Genomic DNA, 18,750 nt, shown 5'->3' on the forward strand with positions numbered 1-18,750 from the left:
GAAAAATCTTGAAAAGGGAAAAACCGAATTTCTCTGTGAAATTCGGTTAGTCGATTATTCTTTAAACTTATCAAGGCTCTTGAATTTATAGCCTCTCTTTTTCAAATCTATAATTGCCTTTTCTAGCGCATCGGCGTTATCCTGTGAAATCGAATGCAGCAGCATCACACAGCCAGGATGAGCCTGTCTCATGATGTTGTCATAGGCATATTGCCAGCCTCTTTGCTGATTGACATTCCAATCAACGAACGCCATCGACCAAAAGACATGTGTGTACCCTTCTTCTTTGGCAATTTGCAAAGTTCTCTCACTGAAAACCCCGCGCGGCGGACGAAGATATTTCATCTTTTTTTGACCAGTGATTTCTGTTGTGCGTTTCTTTACTTTTGCCAGTTCTTCACGAATTCGTTCATCACTAACGGCTGTAAAATCAGGATGATGCCAGGAGTGATTTCCAATGATATGGCCTTCTTTTACTATGCGTTTGGACAGTTCTTGCTGGGACTCTAAAAAGTGCCCGGTGACAAAAAAAGCAGCTGGTACTTTTTCTTTTTTTAACACATCAAGAATTTTCGGCATTTGTCCGTTCTCATACCCACTATCAAAAGTAAGATATAAGATTTTGGAGTTCGGGTTTCCTTTGTAAAACGCCCCGTATTTAGCCAAAATCTGATCGTAGGCGGCACCCGCTTCTGGCGGCTGCTCATTGACAGATTTTTTAAAGCCCCAATGAATGGGTTGATTGGAGACGGCTGCATAGGTCATTTGCGGAAGGAGTAGTAGCCCCGCAATCAGCAGGCTCATTATTCTTTTCATCCATGTTCCCCCTATTTTGTTTTTTTTAGTGTTTGTTTTATTGGGGAAAAGATTATAGGAAATCTTTGGGTTGGTGGTAGATGCGGCCTTTTGTGGTGCCAGTTGAAGGGAAATCTAATAAGAATATAAAGTAGCTTGCTGACCTGGAGGTTGGAAGATGTAGAAACTTTCGAATTTCCGCATTAGTAAATGAGGGATTGATGAGCAGGAAATAATCAGCCACCGCATTTATAAAGGAATCGGGTGAAAGGAAGTGGCAGGTTGGGCAAATCCAATTGTTTCTTTTGTAGTTTATTGGTATAAAGAAGCATTTTGGGCATTGAACACCTGTTAAAATATCCAGTATCGTCACGTTGAACTTCTCCATAATGTTTGTGTTCAGTGGAGTGTGTTTTTTTAGTAACAGCTTTTTAATCTTTTCTACGGTCTTATTATCAATATATTCCTTTCTGTAATAACGATATTTTTCCTCCATTTTATTAACTAATTCACTTGCACGACAAACCTTTCTATTTGCCTCGGTGTAACCTACATCAATAGTGACCTCAGTTGATGATTTACTTATGACTACTAACGATTCGATCGGAATTTGGGGTATTTTGTGTTTCTCTAAAAAGTACTTTAGTAATACGTTATGGCGATTCGCTTGTATAATTGGATTTTCAAATACGTTGCGAGTATCCAAGTACTCTTGAATCATTTGTTCTTTATCAATATAAAGTTTTCCGGAATGATTTTTCCCATCAAGCATGAGAATAAACTTAGTAGATAATAGGAGAGTATCAATTTGAAAGTAAGTATCACCATATGGGAGACGTAGATCATGGAAAATGCGAAACCTTTGGGGTGGAATTTGGCTTAAAAAATAGTTGATTGTTTTTTCACCGTTATAACCGGACCTTAAATTCTTTATATATGACTTTAAATCCCCCCTACACGGATGGTTTTCCGCTGTTCTTCTCTCTAATGCTTCTGCTTTAATTAAATTAATGGGTAATTTAAGATCTTTATCAAACAATTTATGATACCTCCTTTGTATTTTAGGTAGAATTTCGGCTAATGATCCGGATTTTCCTTTGTTTCCTATGTGGACTTTTTGTGACTTTTTTAATTTGAGAGAAGTTTGGTGCAATTTCAGTGTGTCTGGAGAGGAATTCTACAAATTGAAGGACGAATTCTACAAAATTTCAAGTTATTCTACAAAATCGGGGGTGAATTCTACAAAAATTGGTAATCAAGTCCCAATTATTGAAATTACAGATGAAGATTGAGGATTATTCTACAAATTGAGAGTGGAATTCTACAAAAAATTAATTTATTCTACAAAATTGAGGTTGTATTCAACAAAACATGGAAATCAATTTCCAACTAACAATTACGTGAGCAAAAACGAAGGATACGCCCCCAAAATAGGATCATCTACCAAAGCAAAGCATAAAAAAGGGCCAAGCACCAAGGTGCCCAGCCCCCCCTTAAAAAATCCCACAATCCTATTTAAATACCGGTTCCTTAAACTGCGCCAATTTTTCCAATGAAGACTTATCCACATCAGCATGCAAGCTGTTGCCGTGAGAATCCATCGTTACAACGGCCGTAAATCCTTCTACTCGAAGATGCCACATCGCCTCTGGAATACCGAATTGCATTAAATCCACACCTTCAACGCCTTTGATACAGTCCGCATAATACTGCGCCGCACCGCCGATTGCGTTCAAGTACACGCCGCCGTGCTCCTTCAACGCAGCCAATGTCTTCGGTCCCATACCGCCTTTACCGATTACGGCACGGATACCGAACTTCTTCATGATGTCACCTTGATATGGCTCCTCACGAATACTTGTTGTTGGTCCAGCCGCCTTAACGTGCCACTGACCAGCTTCGTCCTTCAACATAACCGGACCACAGTGGTAAATAACTTGGCCATTTAAGTCAACAGGTGCGTCGTGATCGCTTAAATATTTGTGGATCGCATCACGGCCTGTGTACATTAATCCGTTAATTTTAACCACATCGCCGACTTTCAGCTCACGGATTTGTTCCTCCGTAATTGGTGCCTGCAACATGATGACTCGCTCAGAATCGCCAGCCGAAGCAGCTGCCGTTTCCTTGGCCGCCTCTCCCTCTGCGAAATCAATGAACTCACCATCTTGGTATGCCCATTCTGTAATTTCACCTGACACAGGATCCACGCTTACACCTAAACGGCGGAATGCCCAGCAGTTATAAGCAACGGAAACATAGAAGCTAGCCGGAATACGGTTCATTACGCCAACTTTACAGCCTAGTAAGGTAGCTTCCCCGCCAAATCCCATTGTACCGATTCCGAGCTTGTTCGCATTTTCCATAACATATTCTTCAAGCTTACGAAGATCTTCATTTGGATTCACGTCATCCACAGAACGGAATAACTGTTCTTTTGCTAAATCATAGCCAGATGAACGGTCACCACCGATACCAACGCCGATAAACCCTGCGCTACAGCCTTGGCCTTGAGCCTGGTAAACAGAGTGCATGACACATTTTCGAATACCGTCAAGGTCGCGGCCTGCGCGGCCAAGTCCATCTAATTCACAAGGAAGGCTATATTGAATATTTTTATTTTCACAACCGCCGCCCTTTAAAATCAAGCGGACATCGATGTAATCTTTTTCCCATTGGTCAAATTTCATGACCGGAAGTCCAGCACCAAGGTTATCCCCACTGTTTTCACCTGTTAGTGAGTCAACAGAGTTAGGGCGTAGCTTTCCTTCTTTTGTCGCTTGGACAATTGCATTTTTAATGGCTTCTTTCATAACCAATTGGTTTACACCAACAGGAGTTTTAATTTTGAACGTTGGTAAACCTGTATCCTGGCAAATGGGTGATACTTGATCGTCTGCCATTTTGATGTTGTTTGTGATCGTTGCAAGGCTCATTGCCGCACTTGTACCAGCATTTTCTATTTCCTTGGCTTTTTTGACAGCCCGGCGCACGTCCTTTGGAAGCTTTGTAGACGTTTCAACAATTAGCTTGTACATGCTTTCTTGAAATTTTTCGATATTCAATTCGAGTACCCCTCTCCCTTTGTTCCTCAAATGTATCTATTTTCAATTTTATAACTTTTTCACGTTACCATTATACTCCTATAATCCTTTGAATTAAAGAATAAGGTTGCAAACGAATTCATTCCATTATAAGGAAAATAGACCCCTACTCCCCCAAATAAAAAGAGCCTGTTGTGTTAAACAGACTCTGGAATATCTCGATTATTAAATTCCTTACATTTAGACTCCATATCATCCAACATAGAGATTAAGCGATCAATATCCTCAAGATCCGTATCTTCCGGATCAATTGCATCAAGCACATCGATAAACATATTTAAACGCTGTTTTAAAAAAGTAACTTGTGTGTTTTTATCTTGTAATGGACTGCCCAAGCTGCTCGCTCCTTTCGTGTTCCGTTTCATCCTATCGTAAATAGACGGCTGTTGGCAATAGTTATCCTTATTTTACCCAACTTTTAGAAAAGAAAACGCGAGCCATTTGCAAAAAAAGACCCCTGCAGCCAATCGGCAGGAGTCCTTTCTCACAATCATCGCGGACGCTCGGAAGCAGCAAAACCAAATGATACATAATCCTGGACCGGAATCCAAGCGCCAATCCCTTGTGATGTCACGTTCTTAACAACAATGAACTTTTTACTGCCCTTAAGCATCAAGTACACTTCACCGTAAGTCACTTTGCCTTTTTCATTTACCCCAGGTGCATATGCAAAAAGGTACCCTAAACGGTTTGGCGGGATATTGTAAATGTGATCATTTTTCGTTCCTGCACCAATAATGGTTTCAAACGACAATGGAAGACGAGTTTTTTCCATCGCTTTTAACAGCATCATCTTTTTCACATCTTCAGGATTGGCAATTTTCGCAGTCAGGCCACCTCTAACGATTTTCTGAGCCTCTTGCACATACTTAATTTGATACGGCACTTTCCCGCCACGGTTATCAAAATAATTAGTGTTAATTTTTTGGTACTCCCAATTCGGGGAGGTCTCCGTTGACTCATAGTTTAATGGCCATTGTCCGAGATAAATAATCGCACGGTATCCAAGTGCAAACGGAGTACTGTTGATGCTTGACTCATTGAGCATACGAATTAAATCAGGATTTTGAATCTTCACTTTAGAAGAGTTGATTAGTTTTTTTGTTAAATCACTCGGCTGCAATAAAGGTAAGTCCTGTGTTGAATTCGGATACGTATTTTCCTTCGTGATATTTCGAACCGAGGCTGGGACTTGATACTTTACCTGGTCTTTTGCTTTTTGAGCGAAAGCAGATGGAATAAAGGTTAGCATTAATAGCAGTGTCATTAGAATCGATACATTTCTCTTCACGAGGTTAAACTCCTTTCACTAATAGCATTACCATGTCTGCTATTAGTTTTTTCGGAGTTCATAGATATTATCCATTCAAGCAATTAATTTCAATATTTCGCCTGCAGTCGTCCCATTAATTTCTCAAAAAAAGGAAAGAACAGCTGAATGGCCGGACCGACGGTAAATGTAATAATAATCGTTCCATACGAAATCGGCCCGTGTAAAAGGAACGCGGGAATTAAAGCCGTAATCTCACCGATCGTTTTTGCCATCATTAAATTCACACGAAAACGCTCCTTGATGGCTAACATAAAGTTATCAATAGGACTTTGCGGAAACTTCGCCTGAATATAAATAGCCGCACCGAATCCGATAATTAAAATCCCTACCAAGAGCATCGCTATTTTTGCAATAAACCCATGTACTTCAAATAATTCAAAGAACGTCATCAGCCAAAAATCAACTAAAGACCCAATCACTATAATTGTAAAAAGTGAAAGAATTGCCGGCCTTCTTTTTAATAGTAAGGAATTGACGATTACTAAAATAGCCCCATCAATCATGACCCATTTTCCAATCGACAAGCCCACCTTTTTGGTAAGAGCATAATTCAGTGCATCCCAGGCACCGACTCCAATATCCGCTACCTTAATAGTCATACATACGCCAAAAGTCATAATGACTAAGCCAAAAATAAAAAATAATAGCCTAATAAAAAATTTCATTTGTTTCTCCTTTAAAATTGGTAAAAAAGTAATGTAAATGTAATAATCTGATTATTTACAAAATTCTAACTTAGATTTATAATAAACTTAACCTTTTAAAAAAGGAGGGCAGCAATCAATCGACTACTTATATTTAATTTACTAAGGAGGTTGGGATCCCCGTCTTATATGAAATTCAACACTCGTGTTTTTATTGTCAATAACTAAACATGAAGGTTGGTGGTTGATGGTCCCAGAAATACGATTGATTTTTGAACCCTAAAAATCATGCTGTTTTATTATAGCATAGCAAGTTGAAATTACTCCGTACATTAAAAAAAAAGAGACTCTAGGCCAGTTGGCTTAGAGTCTCTTTCAGTTTGGGTGTTTTCACAAAAGATTGGTGTTATTCATACTTATGTTTTCCATGAAGTCGCACATCTTTTGACTTGAATAATTTCATCCATTTTGCCCGAACTTATCTCAGGTTCTGAAATTAGTGCCCTTGAAATCATTCAAGTTGGCCGAAGTTCCCTTGCCTTTTGACAGTGTCTCGCTGTTTTCTGCCAACTCTGTCCGAAGTTCCCTTGCCTTCTGACAGTGTCTCTCTGTTTTCTGCCAACTCTGTCCGAAGTTGCCTTGCCTTTTGACAGTGTTTCTCTTTTTTCTGCCAACTCTGTCCGAAGTTCCCTTGCCTTTTGACAGTGTCTCGCTGTTTTCTGCCAACTCTGTCCGAAGTTCCCTTGCCTTCTGACAGTGTCTCTCTGTTTTCTGCCAACTCTGTCCGAAGTTGCCTTGCCTTTTGACAGTGTCTCGCTGTTTTCTGCCAACTCTGTCCGAAGTTCCCTTGCCTTTTGACAGTGTTTCTCTTTTTTCTGCCAACTCTGTCCGAAGTTGCCCTGCCTTTTGACAGTGTCTCGCTGTTTTCTGCCAACTCTGTCCGAAGTTCCCTTGCCTTCTGACAGTGTCTCGCTGTTTTCTGCCAACTCTGTCCGAAGTTCCCCTGCCTTCTGACAGTGTCTCGCTGTTTTCTACCAACTCTGTCCGAAGTTCCCTTGCCTTTTGACAGTGTTTCTCTTTTTTCTGCCAACTCTGTCCGAAGTTGCCCTGTCTTTTGACAGTGTTTCGCTGTTTTCTACCAACTCTGTCCGAAGTTCCCTTGCCTTTTGACAGTGTTTCTCTTTTTACAGCCAACTCTGTCCGAAGTTCCCTTGCCTTTTGACAGTGTCTTACTGTTTTCTGCCAACTCTGTCCAAACTTGCCTTGCCTTTTGACAGTGTTTCTCTTTTTTCTGCCAACTCTGTCCGAAGTTGCCCTGTCTTTTGACAGTGTTTCGCTGTTTTCTACCAACTCTGTCCGAAGTTCCCTTGCCTTTTGACAGTGTTTCTCTTTTTACAGCCAACTCTGTCCGAAGTTCCCTTGCCTTTTGACAGTGTCTTACTGTTTTCTGCCAACTCTGTCCAAACTTGCCTTGCCTTTTGACAGTGTCTTACTGTTTTCTGTCAACTCTTTCCGAAGTTCCCTTGCCTTTTGACAGTGTCTCGCTGTTTTCTGCCAACTCTGTCCGAAGTTGCCTTGCCTTCTGACAGTGTCTCGTTGTTTTCGCTAACACAGTCAGTTTTGTTAGAGTAGATAAAACCCAATGCCCATGATGACATAGGCTGCTAGCAACGTTAATCCTTCAAACCAGTTCGATTCTCCGTCGTTGGAGATGACGACCATTAAAAGTACCGAAGAAACCATGGCGATTAATTCCTGCCAGCTAAATAAAAGCGGCATGGTGGAATCAAAGAACAATGAGATCAAAACTAGTACCGGTAAAACAAACATAGCCACTTGCAGAGTGGAACCAATTGCAATTTCCACTGCAATGTCCATTTTATTTTTATAAGCCATAACAATCGCAGAAGCGTGTTCTGCGGCATTCCCTACAATCGCTACGATAATAACCCCGATAAACAAATCGGACCAGCCGAATGTCTCACCCACATATTCAAAGGTATGTACAAGATGTTCAGATATATATCCAACTGCAACTGTGGCAATCGCTAGTATAGCAATCGCTTTCCCTTTGCTCCATTCCGGCTCTTCTTCCTCATGTGCTGTATTTTCATTATTGGACTGATACACGCCACGGTGCGTAACTAGTTTAAAGAATAATGCAGCCAAATAGAGAAGAATCAAAATAACGGATATTCCAATACTTAATGAAAGTGTTTTTGTTTCATTCATGTTCATGGCGAAAACCTCAGGAATAACAAAAGCAATCATCACTGCAAACATTAACAGACCAGAATTATGGCGGGCATCAAACACATTAAATTGCTGACGTTTGAATTTTATGCCGCCAATAAAAAAAGACAATCCTGCGACAAGTAGTAAATTCCCTAACACTGAACCAGTCAAGGAGGCTAGAACCACTCCCACTAGTCCCGCCTTCAAGGCGAATATTGAAATGATCAGCTCAACGGCATTTCCAAAGGTAGCATTTAACAAACCGCCGATTCGAGGTCCAGCCACAATAGCAAGACTTTCTGTTGCTCTTCCCATATAACTTGCAAGAGCAATTATGGTTACACAGTACACAATAAATAAGACAATATATGACCAATGCATCAGCGTTCCTATAATGGATAGTGGAACACCGATGAATGTCATCAGCATAAAGATTTTGTTCGTCACTACATTCCCTCCAAATTCTTTTTCACCTATTATATATGTTTTTTCTATTTTCCCCTAAATTTTCCTTTAAAACATAAAAAAATTCAAATCCTTTTTCTCTTGCAAATGTTCCATTTTCTCGTTACCATCATTTAGGAACAATTTAAACTATTTGAAATTCGGAAAGTGGAGAAAGTAATAATGAATAAAATGTATTTACGTTTTTGGATCTTGGTCAGTATTGTGGCCATTTCCGGTTTTTCCCAAGGGATGCTTTTGCCGCTAATTGCTGTTATTTTTGAAAAAAGTGGGGTTTCTCCTTCATTAAATGGGTTAAATGCTACAGCACTTTATATTGGAATCCTACTTGTCTCTCCGTTTATGGAATGGCCCCTAAGAAAATATGGGTATAAACCGGTTATTATTTTCGGTGGAGCACTTGTCTTTCTATCCTTAGCCTTATTTCCTTTATGGAAGACCTTTTGGTTTTGGTTTGTATTAAGATTACTGATTGGTATAGGGGACCACTCCCTCCATTTCGCAACTCAAACCTGGATTACTTCGTTTTCACCACCGGAAAGACGGGGACGAAATATCTCATTATACGGCTTATTTTTTGGAATTGGATTTGCCACTGGGCCTTTGATGACACCGTTAGTAAATGTAAATGAAGCTTTGCCATTTATTGCCTCTTCCATTCTATGTTTAATTGGCTGGGGATTTGTCTTTCTTTTAAAAAATGAACTACCTGAACAAGAAGTGTCGATCAACTCTTTTCTAGAAACGATTAAACAATTTAGAAAAGCCTTAAAGTATGGTTGGGTGGCTTTCTTACCTCCCTTTTCTTATGGATTTCTGGAATCATCGTTAAACGGTAGCTTTCCTGTATATGCTTTAAGAATGGACATGGATGTTTCGAGTGTCTCGATCGTTTTATCTGCCTTTGCCATTGGAAGTATTATTACCCAGCTTCCGTTAGGGATGTTAAGTGATCAATACGGCCGGAGAAATATTTTAATGACGGTTCTCTTCCTTGGTTTTTTCAGTTTTACTGCTGCAAGCTTCATGGAGCATTCAGTTATCGGACTGTTCGTTACGTTTCTCATTTCAGGAATGGTTGTTGGGTCGACCTTCTCTCTTGGCATAAGTTATATGACCGACTTGGTACCAAAAAACCTTTTGCCTACAGGAAACTTATTATGCGGCATTTTCTTCAGTTTAGGCAGCTTAATGGGGCCCATCATCGGCGGTTTATTTATTAAGTACCTGCAAGATGTAAGTTTCTTTTACATTATTAGTACAATGCTTTTAGTATTATCAGTCATCATCTTTTCTTTTGGTAAAAAATCGTATCTACTGGTTGAGCAGCAAAATTCATAAGGTTTTTATGAAGCAAGTTGATATTCAATGAATAGAATGTGTGGTAAGATTAAAACAAATAGAAGAAAGAATTTCGCTGTCATCCATTGATGACAGCTTTCGTGTTTTTTAGGGGTAATGAATTTGATTATTGCTCTCAATTAGAAAAGACTAATATAAAAAATAAGAGAATGAATAGGGAGGGAAAAAACATGAGTTCAGAAGCAAAGTCACTTAGCAAGGGAATTCAGGAACCGAGCTTTATAGAAAAAATCAAACCACATGCAGAACTAATTGCGGCTGGTCTAAGCGGGGTATTGATTGCGGCTGGCTGGCTTCTTGATCAGTACGGTCAAGGGGCCGATTCCATCGTAGCCTATCTGCTGGCATTTGTCATAGGCGGCTTCGCTAAAGCCAAAGAAGGGATCGAGGCAACCTTTGAAGATAAAGAATTAAATGTAGAAATGCTGATGATTTTTGCTGCCGTTGGATCAGCTATCATCGGCTATTGGACAGAAGGGGCTATCCTCATCTTTATTTTTTCAGTAAGCGGTGCCCTTGAAACCTACACAATGAATAAGAGCCACAAAGAAATTTCCTCATTAATGGAGCTTCAGCCAGAAGAGGCGCTATTGATAGCAAATGGCTATGAAAAACGCGTCCCTGTCTCAGAACTTGCTGTTGGCGATCACATTCTAATCAAGCCCGGTGAGCGTGTCCCTTCTGACGGAATGATTATCAAAGGACAAACCAATATTGATGAAGCGGCAATTACGGGTGAGTCCATGCCCGTATCCAAGGGCGAACAAACAGAAGTTTTTGCAGGAACAGTAAATATGACAGGCTCGATTACCGTTGAAGTAACAAAATCAAGTAATGATACTTTGTTTCAAAAAATAATACAGCTTGTTCAATCAGCCCAAAGTGAAAAATCTCCTTCACAGCTTTTTATTGAGCGATTTGAAGGTACCTATGTAAAGGTTGTCTTACTTGTTGTTCTTGCAATGTTTTTTATTCCGCATTTTTTACTAGGCTGGAGCTGGCATGAATCGTTTTATCGAGCCATGATCCTATTGGTTGTCGCTTCGCCTTGTGCGTTGGTTGCATCTATTATGCCTGCTACCCTCTCTGCTATTTCAAATGGAGCCAAACACGGGATTTTAGTTAAAGGCGGTGTCCACCTAGAAAATCTAGGTCATTTAGGAGCAATCGCTTTTGATAAAACAGGGACACTTACTAAAGGGAAACCAGAAGTAACAGAGGTCATCGTAAAAGAAGGATTAGATAAAGAAAATCTGATTTGGAAGGCTGCATCCATCGAAAGCCACTCCAATCATCCTTTGGCACAAGCGATCGTAAAATACGTGAAACCTAACATTAAGAAAGAACTGTTCCATCCAGATAGTCTTGAAGATATTCCTGGCTGGGGTGTGAAGGCAGAAATCAACGGTGAACAATGGAAGATTGGTAAGGCAGCTTTTGTCGGGAAAGAAGCCGTCGACAGCTTCTCAGGCGGAAAAGCAAAAGACCTTGCAAGCCAAGGAAATACACTTGTGTTTATTGAAATTAACGGTGAGCTTAGTGCGATGATTGCCTTAAAGGACGTTGTACGTGAAGAAACGAAGCTTGCAATTGACCATCTAAAGAAACAAGGTATCCGTACCGTTATGCTTACCGGTGACAGTGAAAAAACAGCTCAAGCAATTGCGGCTGAAAGTCATGTTGATGAAGTATTTGCAGAATGCCTCCCAGAGGAAAAAGTGGAACATCTTAAAAAGTTAAAAACGAAGTATACTACAGTAGCGATGGTTGGAGATGGTATCAATGATGCCCCTGCCCTAGCCATTGCCAATGTTGGTATTGCCATGGGGGAAGGTACGGATGTGGCCCTAGAAACAGCAGATATTGTGTTGATGAAAAGTGACCTGACACGAATAGCCGAAGCCGTCAATCTTTCTCAGCGGATGAACAGAATTATTAAACAAAACGTCGTGTTCTCGATTTCCGTTATCATGGTCCTGATTTCATCTAACTTTTTCCAGATTCTCGACCTGCCATTTGGCGTCATCGGTCACGAAGGAAGTACCATACTTGTTATATTGAACAGCTTAAGATTATTAAAATCTTAGGTGATAAGAAAAGCGCAAGCACCTTGATCAGCCCCGACAGGCAAATGTTCTTCTGCAAGAAAAGTCGCTCTTTGACTTTTATTGCAGAAGGTTATTTGACCCGAGGGGCTAGGTGCTGGAGCTGGACAATTCTCGAAGTCGAATTTAAAACTTTCTTATAATGAAAGGAAAAGGAGGTTGACTCAAAGTCAGCCTCCTTTCTTTCATTAGTGGTAGCCATTCGATCCATTGGCTGATCCAGATGTTTTATTTCCTTTACTGCCCTTGCCTTTTTGCTTTGTGCCGCCATCTTTTTTCGTATGTTTGGTCATCGCTTTTACCCTCCCTTGCTTTGGGGTTGTCCTTCCATCATAGTTTGAACAGAAGGAGTAATTTCATGAAGGGAAAGTATTAGCAATTTGTCTTATTTTTTTCACTGTAAAAGGCATTGATTTCCCCGCCCAAAATAATAATGAAAGCAGATATATATAACCAAATCATTAACACAATAATGGCACCAATACTGCCATAAGTTAGAGAATAGTTAGTAATATTTCCAACATAAAAGGATAAGCCAATGGAAGAGATGATCCAGCCAACAGTGGCAAAAGCTGCTCCAGGGAAAGCACTTCGACACTTTAGTTTTACATTGGGAGCAATCCAGTAAAGACCGGTGAAAATAAGGAACAATATGATGGCGCTCACTAGCCAGCTTAAGGCGTTCCAAAGCTTAATAAATGTTGTCGTATATCCTAATTTTGAAAAAAGAAATAGGCCGATTTCTCTTCCAAAAATGGGTATGATAATTGCAAGAATAAAAACAAAAATCATACCAAAGGTTAGTACAATAGCCATCCCTCTTGCAACGATGAATGAGCGGCTCTCTTTAACGTTATACGCTTTGTTAAACGCTCTCACAATCGCATTAATTCCATTTGATGCGGACCAAATAGTCCCGATAATCCCAAAGGATAAAAGTCCACCATTACGATGGTTCATGATTTCATTCACATTTTTTTCAATCAGATTGATAGCTTCTTCCGGTGCAAAGTCTCTGATCATCCCCAGCATATCTTCATGCGGAAACGGTATGTATGGCAATAGTGTAAATAGTACGATGAGGAGCGGAAACAAAGAAAGTAGTAAAAAATAGGCCAATTGCGCACTTAATCCAGGAAGATCGTCTTCTTCAATCCTGTGCCAAAGTAATCGTAGCAAAGATGAGCGTAAATTCGCTGCTTTATCCATTTCCTTCCTCCCTCTATTTGTTCGTTTTCTCTTCTCCTAGAACATCCTCTAATAAATCATCTTCCTCGCTCTTAGAGAACGTCTCTTTCGTTTCTTTAATGATGTCCGTCACGTGAGGTGTTAGTTCACGTAACTCGTCCACTTTGTCCGTAATATAGGCAATATCCTCACTCACTTGTTCAAAGGTTTCCTTAAGCTTGGATGCCGTTCCCTTCACCTTATCAGCAATTTCACCTGGGTTTCTCGCAATATAGGATACCTTTCTAGAAGTTTTTAGGACATTTTCCGTCATCGCCTGACGGGTTTGTTTATCTAATAAACTTATGGCACCACCGGCGATTGCACCGATCAGCATGCCCCTCCAAAATTGATTCTTCTTTGTCATCTTAAACTCTCCTTAATCCTAGTTATTATCATTCATCTTTTTCAAAAAATAATGCCAAAGATTCCCTACGTTTATTTTGCGTTATCTCTGTTTCCTATGCAAGTCCGCGTACTCTTTTATACCCATTCTTTTACGAGATTAATCGTGTGAATTTAAGAGAAGATTATATTGACAGATCATTTTTAACATGAAAAGATGAGATATATGAATTCGGAAAGGGTGACCGAAATGAATCTATCAGAAAAATCGATTGAAAACGTGGAATATATGATTGAACAAATAAAAGAAAAGCTTAGGGTATTAAACCTAGGGGCTATTAAACCTTCTCACTTTGATGAAGAAATGTACGAAGAATTAAAAGAGATTTATGAAATGGTACAAAAAAAGAACTCCTTCAGTCCGAATGAAATGCAGGCTTTAGTAGAAGAATTAGGAAGTCTGCGAAAAAAATAATAAATAGAGGTTGACTCCTTGGAGTCAACCTCATTTATTTTTGCTCTGTTAAGATGACAGGGCCATTCTTAGAAACGGCAAGTGTGTGCTCATATTGTGCTGAATATTTCCCGTCTACAGTTCTGGCGGTCCAGCCATTTGTATCCATCTTCGTTTGATAGTGACCGATATTTACCATCGGCTCAATCGTAAAGACCATTCCCTCTTTAATTCTTGCCCCTTTTCCTGGCAGCCCATAATGAGGAACATCCGGTTTCTCATGAATCACAGCACCAATGCCGTGTCCAATAAAGTCTCTTACAACCGATAAACCTTCACTTTCCACATAGGTTTGGATCGCATGACCAATATCACCGATTCGATTGCCTACAACCGCTTGCTCAATACCTTTATATAATGCTTCCTTTGTCACTTTTAATAAATGCTCTGTTTCTTTCGAAATATTTCCTACCGCATAAGACCACGCAGAATCAGCTAAGGCACCATTATAATTGACTACCATATCAATCGTAACAATATCTCCTTCTTTTAAGGGCTCTTTTCTTGGAAAGCCATGACATATTTCATCATTGATACTTGCGCATGTTGCATATTCATAGCCTTTATATCCCTTTTGCTCGGGTGTGGCCTTGTGTTCGCTTAAGAATTTATTGACAAACTGGTCAATTTCCCAAGTAGTTACACCTGGCTTAATTAATTTAGCAATTTCTTTATGACAGGCCGCAAGGATTTCTCCAGCCTTTTTCATCGCTTCAATTTCACGTTGTGATTTCAGGACAATCATTCTTTTCCCTGCCTTTTTGAATATTTTTATGTATAGTATGCTTTACGGTTCGCATTAAACTATATTCTCTTTTGGAAACACTATTAATAGTAACTCGAATCCGCCAATTTTTCAAAAGAACTTGTTATTATTGGGCTTTTTTGGATAATCATTTTATTATATTCACTATTTTGTCATATTCCTTTGTTCTTAATATGGTACTTTTTCATTCTTTTTGGTAGAATTAACATATAAATATGTTTAATAGGTGTGTGAATGGAATGATTGGTGACCGCGTAAAAAAATTTCGCTTAGAAAAGAGGATGTCTCTTTCCGAACTTGCAGAGCAAGCTGGCGTCGCTAAGTCTTATTTAAGCTCTCTTGAAAGAAACCTGCAAAAAAATCCATCTATACAATTTCTTGAGAAAATTGCAGCCGTATTAAATTTACCCGTTGAACATTTTATCCATGAGCAAATTAATAAGGATGAGTTAGACAGTGAATGGATGAATTTAGTTAAAGAAGCAATGGGATCTGGTGTTTCAAAAGAGCAATTTCGTGACTTCCTGGAATTTAATAAGTGGAGAATAAATCAAAATAGTAGTAACGAATAATTTTTTTCTATAAAGAAGAAAAGCATTCTACAAAAGAAACCTCTTCTGTAGAATGCTTTTTTAATATGTACCAAGTTAGTTCTTTTGACCATCTTGGAGAAGGAATTCACGAACATCTGTAATAGATAAGCCAAGTTCCTTTGCTTCTAATATGAGCGCCATCCATTCCTGATCAATTACATCCACGTCTCTCTCTGCAATTATCATTTTTTCTCCCCCTAAAATACACATAGTATTCCAGGTAACCCGGCCATCATAGCATGAAATGCCTGCCTTAGATCCTCGGCTTTGCGTCCCTACTTTTCAACAGGTTTGCCCTTTTCTGTTTCGACTGCAACTTAAGTATTACATTTTTTCATTTTTCTACTATTTGTTTAGGTAAAATGACTTAATACTAAATGATATGTTCATTATATCTAGTCCTTTTATAATAGGTTGTTGTTTTTTGTCTTTTTTTTATAATTTTCGAACTATTTTTATACACAAATTATCCTATTTTTCTACAAAAAATTCCTTTTACTACCATTTTTAGGAGAGGAAATTAAAAAAGGAAGGAAATTAGGTCAAATCCTCCCTTTAAAATGTATGCTTATTTATCGCCTTTTACTGCTGCTATAAGAGCACCTATTTTGGCATTATGTTTCACTAGTGCAATATTTGCTTCTAGGCTTGACCCTTCTGTTAGCTCTTTTACTCTGCTTAAGAGAAAAGGTGTGACCTCTTTACCATGTATGTCCCTACTTTTGGCCTCGTTTAAAGCAAGTTCTATAACCTTATTGATTACAGTTTCATCCATAGCATAGGGTTCTGGTATCGGATTGGCAATGACGATCCCACCTTGTAACCCTAAATCCCATTTAGCCTTCATTAATGCTGACGCTTCTTCTGGGGAATCCACTCGGAAATTCACTTTATATGGACTTGTTCTCGTATAAAAAGCTGGCAGAATCTCTGTTTGATAACCAATGACGGGCACTCCGTTGGTTTCTAAATACTCCAACGTTAACCCTAAATCAAGAATTGATTTTGCTCCAGCACAAACGACTGCTACATTTGTTTTTGCTAATTCCTGTAAGTCAGCTGAAATATCCATTGTTACTTCTGCCCCGCGGTGAACACCGCCAATACCACCTGTCACAAACACGTTAATACCACCCATTTGTGCACAAATCATGGTCGCTGCTACCGTTGTGGCCCCATGTTTTTGTGCTGCGATTAAGTAGGGGAGGTCCCGCCGGCTTGCTTTCATGATTTCCTTACTAGTGCCTAAAAATTCTAAATCCTCTTCAGATAAACCAATCTTGATTTTCCCATTAATGATGGCAATGGTAGCTGGTACAGCCCCATTCTGCCGGATAATTTCTTCTACTTCTCTTGCAGTCTCTACATTCTGAGGGTACGGCATCCCATGTGAAATAATCGTCGATTCAAGTGCAACAATGGGCTTACCTTTTCTTTTGGCTTTAAGTACTTCCTCAGAAAAGGACAGGTATTCTTGGTTCATCGCTTGGTGACCCCTTTACTGAAGTATTTCTGATACGTTTCAAGTAAGGTTTGCTGGTTTAATTTGGGATTTACCGTTTCATTTGAATTTATGGTAATCAATGAACAGGAAAGACCAATTTTACATGAATCTTCGGTATTCAGCCCCTTAAGATAGCCAAATAAAATTCCGGCAATGAGTGAGTCGCCAGCCCCCGTTACATCTACAATCGGAACAGTCGGAGGTAGTAAAGCCCCCGCTTCGCCAGCCTTTGTATAATAAATTAATCCCTTCTCACCTCGAGTAATAACTACTTTCTCCACACCTTTTTTCAAAATGACTTCAGCTGCTTGGTAGAAGTCACCTTCTGATTTGATTTCTAGGTTGGATAACGCCTCTGCCTCTTTATGGTTGGCCACTAGCCAGGTTACACCCTCAAGGGATGCTGGAAGCTTTTCTGTTTTCGGAGCGGAAACTGTAGCAATACAAATAGGCTTCATGAAGTTTTTACAGTCAGTAATTACTTGTTGAATGATGGTTTTTGGAAAGTTTGTGTCTAATAAAATCATTTTTGATTGTTCAATATACGTCCATATATCTTCAAAAATGGATTCTTTCACTTCATCATATATAGCCATGTCAGCTAGTGCGATTTCCATTTCACCTAATGGATCAAGTACGGCAGTATAAGTGCCGGTAGATTTTCCTTGTATGATTTGTGTAGGACTTACTTCCACAAAGTCTTTAGTGTTTTCTAGTAGCCATTCTCCTTCAGGATCTGAGCCAACATAAGCAAACAGAGATGTTTTGAGACCTATCCGGCCTGAGTTTTCTGCTATATTTCTTGCGACTCCGCCCCGTGACAATGAGCTTATGGCTGGGTTTGATGTTCCATACTCCAACTGTTTAAGCGCCTGAATTTTACGGTCTACATTCGCTCCACCAATACAGAGAATATCAAAAATGATTGCTTCCTGTTTGTTCATTGTTAGCATCCACTCCTTAAGGTCCTTTGTTAAGCAAGTCAAAATTTCATAATATTCCCTACTCATATAACTATTACGATACGAATCTTGAAAATCCTGTTAAAAAATAGAAAAACATTTTGCTATTTGAAGGGACGGCTGAACAACAAGGATTTATGTTAATGAAATTTGTCTAAAATGTGACAGATAACATATAATATAAACAACATATAAATATACTAAATATTATTAATATTCAAAATAAAAGGTGGTGTTTGATGCTATGACTGTGATTCATGTTTTAAATTATTCAATTCCGATTGCGTTTATGGTGTTTGCTGGTTTTCTACTCGATCGTATGTGCAAACCGGACAAACAAGAAGATGCCTCGACAGGAGAGTCTCCAGGGGGAGAAATAAAATAAAGCTGGTGAAAAGTGTATGATGCTCACTTCCACCAGCTTTTTTTGTTAGCTTTATTAATTTGTATTGAACGAGAATGACCCACGTTACCGGTTCGCCATTTCCATTACCTCTTGGGGCTCGTAGAACTCTTCTAAGGACCGGTTTTCCTTTTCTAAGAGCCTTAATTGCCTGGTGGAAATGAATTAGGTCGCTTAGACGAGGTCTATGCGACCGTACTGCCTTCTGGAGAAGGGGTTTGGTCGCTTAGACGAGGTCTATGCGACCGTATTGCCTTCTGGAGATTGATTTTGGTCGCTTAGACGGGGTCTATGCGACCGTATTGCCTTCTGGGGAGATTAAGTCCATATAATTGTGTAAAAAGAAAATAGGTCATCATCATGACTCGTGTTACAATGTTTTCGACCAAGAAA

General features: G+C 39.4%; 19 protein-coding genes and 1 riboswitch. Of the genes, 5 read left to right on the plus strand and 14 right to left on the minus strand.

The features are described from left to right. Positions 1–54: 54 nt before the first annotated feature. From pdaA to cax, 8 genes are all read right to left on the minus strand, one after another. Positions 55–804 (minus strand): delta-lactam-biosynthetic de-N-acetylase, encoded by a 750-nt coding sequence (pdaA, locus tag AC3A54_RS15785; RefSeq protein ID WP_487655177.1) that lies wholly within the window; start codon positions 802–804, stop codon positions 55–57. A 64-nt stretch (positions 805–868) separates the two neighbouring features. After that, positions 869–1,834, minus strand: coding sequence for a nuclease-related domain-containing protein (locus AC3A54_RS15790; protein ID WP_487655160.1), 966 nt, complete (start codon positions 1,832–1,834; stop codon positions 869–871). Positions 1,835–2,306: 472 nt separating this feature from the next. Beyond that, on the minus strand, positions 2,307–3,860 hold the full coding sequence (locus AC3A54_RS15795) for a fumarate hydratase (RefSeq protein WP_487655161.1): 1,554 nt from the start codon (positions 3,858–3,860) through the stop codon (positions 2,307–2,309). Positions 3,861–4,036: 176 nt separating this feature from the next. After that, positions 4,037–4,234: an SE1561 family protein gene (locus AC3A54_RS15800; RefSeq protein ID WP_308080863.1), complete on the minus strand. Its 198-nt coding sequence runs from the start codon at positions 4,232–4,234 to the stop codon at positions 4,037–4,039. A 155-nt stretch (positions 4,235–4,389) separates the two neighbouring features. Next, positions 4,390–5,151: a YfkD family protein gene (locus tag AC3A54_RS15805; RefSeq protein WP_487655178.1), complete on the minus strand. Its 762-nt coding sequence runs from the start codon at positions 5,149–5,151 to the stop codon at positions 4,390–4,392. A 128-nt stretch (positions 5,152–5,279) separates the two neighbouring features. Beyond that, the gene (locus AC3A54_RS15810; protein ID WP_308080865.1) at positions 5,280–5,897 is read right to left on the minus strand and encodes a YczE/YyaS/YitT family protein; all 618 of its coding nucleotides are present in this window, start codon (positions 5,895–5,897) and stop codon (positions 5,280–5,282) included. A gap of 462 nt (positions 5,898–6,359) precedes the next feature. Next, entirely contained in the window at positions 6,360–7,226 is an 867-nt protein-coding gene (locus AC3A54_RS15815; RefSeq protein WP_487655162.1) for a hypothetical protein, read from the minus strand. 273 nt (positions 7,227–7,499) lie between these two features. After that, complete coding sequence (cax, locus tag AC3A54_RS15820) at positions 7,500–8,558, minus strand: calcium/proton exchanger (RefSeq protein WP_487655163.1); 1,059 nt, start codon at positions 8,556–8,558, stop codon at positions 7,500–7,502. A 180-nt stretch (positions 8,559–8,738) separates the two neighbouring features. Between cax and AC3A54_RS15825 the strand changes: the two genes are divergently transcribed. Together AC3A54_RS15825 and AC3A54_RS15830 are read left to right on the plus strand one after the other, a co-directional pair. Further along, positions 8,739–9,917: an MFS transporter gene (locus AC3A54_RS15825; RefSeq protein WP_487655164.1), complete on the plus strand. Its 1,179-nt coding sequence runs from the start codon at positions 8,739–8,741 to the stop codon at positions 9,915–9,917. A 191-nt stretch (positions 9,918–10,108) separates the two neighbouring features. After that, complete coding sequence (locus tag AC3A54_RS15830) at positions 10,109–12,025, plus strand: heavy metal translocating P-type ATPase (RefSeq protein ID WP_487655165.1); 1,917 nt, start codon at positions 10,109–10,111, stop codon at positions 12,023–12,025. A gap of 390 nt (positions 12,026–12,415) precedes the next feature. Here AC3A54_RS15830 and AC3A54_RS15835 read toward each other — a convergent pair whose 3' ends face one another. After that, positions 12,416–13,252: a YihY/virulence factor BrkB family protein gene (locus tag AC3A54_RS15835; protein ID WP_487655166.1), complete on the minus strand. Its 837-nt coding sequence runs from the start codon at positions 13,250–13,252 to the stop codon at positions 12,416–12,418. Positions 13,253–13,265: 13 nt separating this feature from the next. Beyond that, positions 13,266–13,637 (minus strand): YtxH domain-containing protein, encoded by a 372-nt coding sequence (locus tag AC3A54_RS15840; RefSeq protein WP_308080870.1) that lies wholly within the window; start codon positions 13,635–13,637, stop codon positions 13,266–13,268. A 228-nt stretch (positions 13,638–13,865) separates the two neighbouring features. Between AC3A54_RS15840 and AC3A54_RS15845 the strand changes: the two genes are divergently transcribed. Beyond that, on the plus strand, positions 13,866–14,090 hold the full coding sequence (locus tag AC3A54_RS15845; RefSeq protein WP_308080871.1) for a DUF1128 domain-containing protein: 225 nt from the start codon (positions 13,866–13,868) through the stop codon (positions 14,088–14,090). 34 nt (positions 14,091–14,124) lie between these two features. On the opposite strand, the gene map is transcribed toward AC3A54_RS15845, so the two are convergent. Continuing rightward, positions 14,125–14,874, minus strand: coding sequence for a type I methionyl aminopeptidase (gene map / locus AC3A54_RS15850; RefSeq protein ID WP_487655167.1), 750 nt, complete (start codon positions 14,872–14,874; stop codon positions 14,125–14,127). A 260-nt stretch (positions 14,875–15,134) separates the two neighbouring features. Here map and AC3A54_RS15855 point away from each other — a divergent pair, with 260 nt between their 5' ends. Next, on the plus strand, positions 15,135–15,467 hold the full coding sequence (locus tag AC3A54_RS15855; protein WP_335548799.1) for a helix-turn-helix domain-containing protein: 333 nt from the start codon (positions 15,135–15,137) through the stop codon (positions 15,465–15,467). Positions 15,468–15,542: 75 nt separating this feature from the next. Here the strand turns inward: AC3A54_RS15855 and AC3A54_RS15860 are convergent, their stop codons facing one another. From AC3A54_RS15860 to AC3A54_RS15870, 3 genes are all read right to left on the minus strand, one after another. Beyond that, positions 15,543–15,674, minus strand: a complete 132-nt coding sequence (locus tag AC3A54_RS15860; RefSeq protein WP_335548993.1) for an anti-repressor SinI family protein — start codon at positions 15,672–15,674, stop codon at positions 15,543–15,545. A 30-nt stretch (positions 15,675–15,704) separates the two neighbouring features. Continuing rightward, positions 15,705–15,794: riboswitch (cyclic di-GMP riboswitch) on the minus strand. A gap of 262 nt (positions 15,795–16,056) precedes the next feature. Beyond that, positions 16,057–16,971, minus strand: a complete 915-nt coding sequence (locus AC3A54_RS15865; protein WP_487655168.1) for a pseudouridine-5'-phosphate glycosidase — start codon at positions 16,969–16,971, stop codon at positions 16,057–16,059. Further along, positions 16,968–17,936, minus strand: a complete 969-nt coding sequence (locus AC3A54_RS15870) for a carbohydrate kinase family protein (RefSeq protein WP_487655169.1) — start codon at positions 17,934–17,936, stop codon at positions 16,968–16,970. The genes AC3A54_RS15865 and AC3A54_RS15870 overlap by 4 nt, the downstream gene beginning before the upstream one ends. 262 nt (positions 17,937–18,198) lie before the next feature. Between AC3A54_RS15870 and AC3A54_RS15875 the strand changes: the two genes are divergently transcribed. Continuing rightward, positions 18,199–18,339: a hypothetical protein gene (locus AC3A54_RS15875; RefSeq protein WP_308080876.1), complete on the plus strand. Its 141-nt coding sequence runs from the start codon at positions 18,199–18,201 to the stop codon at positions 18,337–18,339. The last annotated feature ends 411 nt before the right edge of the window (positions 18,340–18,750 follow it).

Source organism: Neobacillus sp. Soil_C_43, from assembly GCF_057656715.1.

What these genes read in the sequence shown, in the direction of transcription:
- AC3A54_RS15810 (WP_308080865.1), bottom strand. Translation starts at nt 5,897, where the DNA reads ATGAAATTTTTTATTAGGCTATTATTTTTTATTTTTGGCTTAGTCATT.
- AC3A54_RS15825 (WP_487655164.1), top strand. Translation starts at nt 8,739, where the DNA reads ATGAATAAAATGTATTTACGTTTTTGGATCTTGGTCAGTATTGTGGCC.
- AC3A54_RS15830 (WP_487655165.1), top strand. Translation starts at nt 10,109, where the DNA reads ATGAGTTCAGAAGCAAAGTCACTTAGCAAGGGAATTCAGGAACCGAGC.
- AC3A54_RS15845 (WP_308080871.1), top strand. Translation starts at nt 13,866, where the DNA reads ATGAATCTATCAGAAAAATCGATTGAAAACGTGGAATATATGATTGAA.
- AC3A54_RS15835 (WP_487655166.1), bottom strand. Translation starts at nt 13,252, where the DNA reads ATGGATAAAGCAGCGAATTTACGCTCATCTTTGCTACGATTACTTTGG.
- pdaA (WP_487655177.1), bottom strand. Translation starts at nt 804, where the DNA reads ATGAGCCTGCTGATTGCGGGGCTACTACTCCTTCCGCAAATGACCTAT.
- map (WP_487655167.1), bottom strand. Translation starts at nt 14,874, where the DNA reads ATGATTGTCCTGAAATCACAACGTGAAATTGAAGCGATGAAAAAGGCT.
- AC3A54_RS15860 (WP_335548993.1), bottom strand. Translation starts at nt 15,674, where the DNA reads ATGATAATTGCAGAGAGAGACGTGGATGTAATTGATCAGGAATGGATG.
- AC3A54_RS15875 (WP_308080876.1), top strand. Translation starts at nt 18,199, where the DNA reads ATGACTGTGATTCATGTTTTAAATTATTCAATTCCGATTGCGTTTATG.
- AC3A54_RS15840 (WP_308080870.1), bottom strand. Translation starts at nt 13,637, where the DNA reads ATGACAAAGAAGAATCAATTTTGGAGGGGCATGCTGATCGGTGCAATC.
- AC3A54_RS15805 (WP_487655178.1), bottom strand. Translation starts at nt 5,151, where the DNA reads ATGCTAACCTTTATTCCATCTGCTTTCGCTCAAAAAGCAAAAGACCAG.
- AC3A54_RS15870 (WP_487655169.1), bottom strand. Translation starts at nt 17,936, where the DNA reads ATGAACAAACAGGAAGCAATCATTTTTGATATTCTCTGTATTGGTGGA.
- AC3A54_RS15865 (WP_487655168.1), bottom strand. Translation starts at nt 16,971, where the DNA reads ATGAACCAAGAATACCTGTCCTTTTCTGAGGAAGTACTTAAAGCCAAA.
- AC3A54_RS15855 (WP_335548799.1), top strand. Translation starts at nt 15,135, where the DNA reads ATGATTGGTGACCGCGTAAAAAAATTTCGCTTAGAAAAGAGGATGTCT.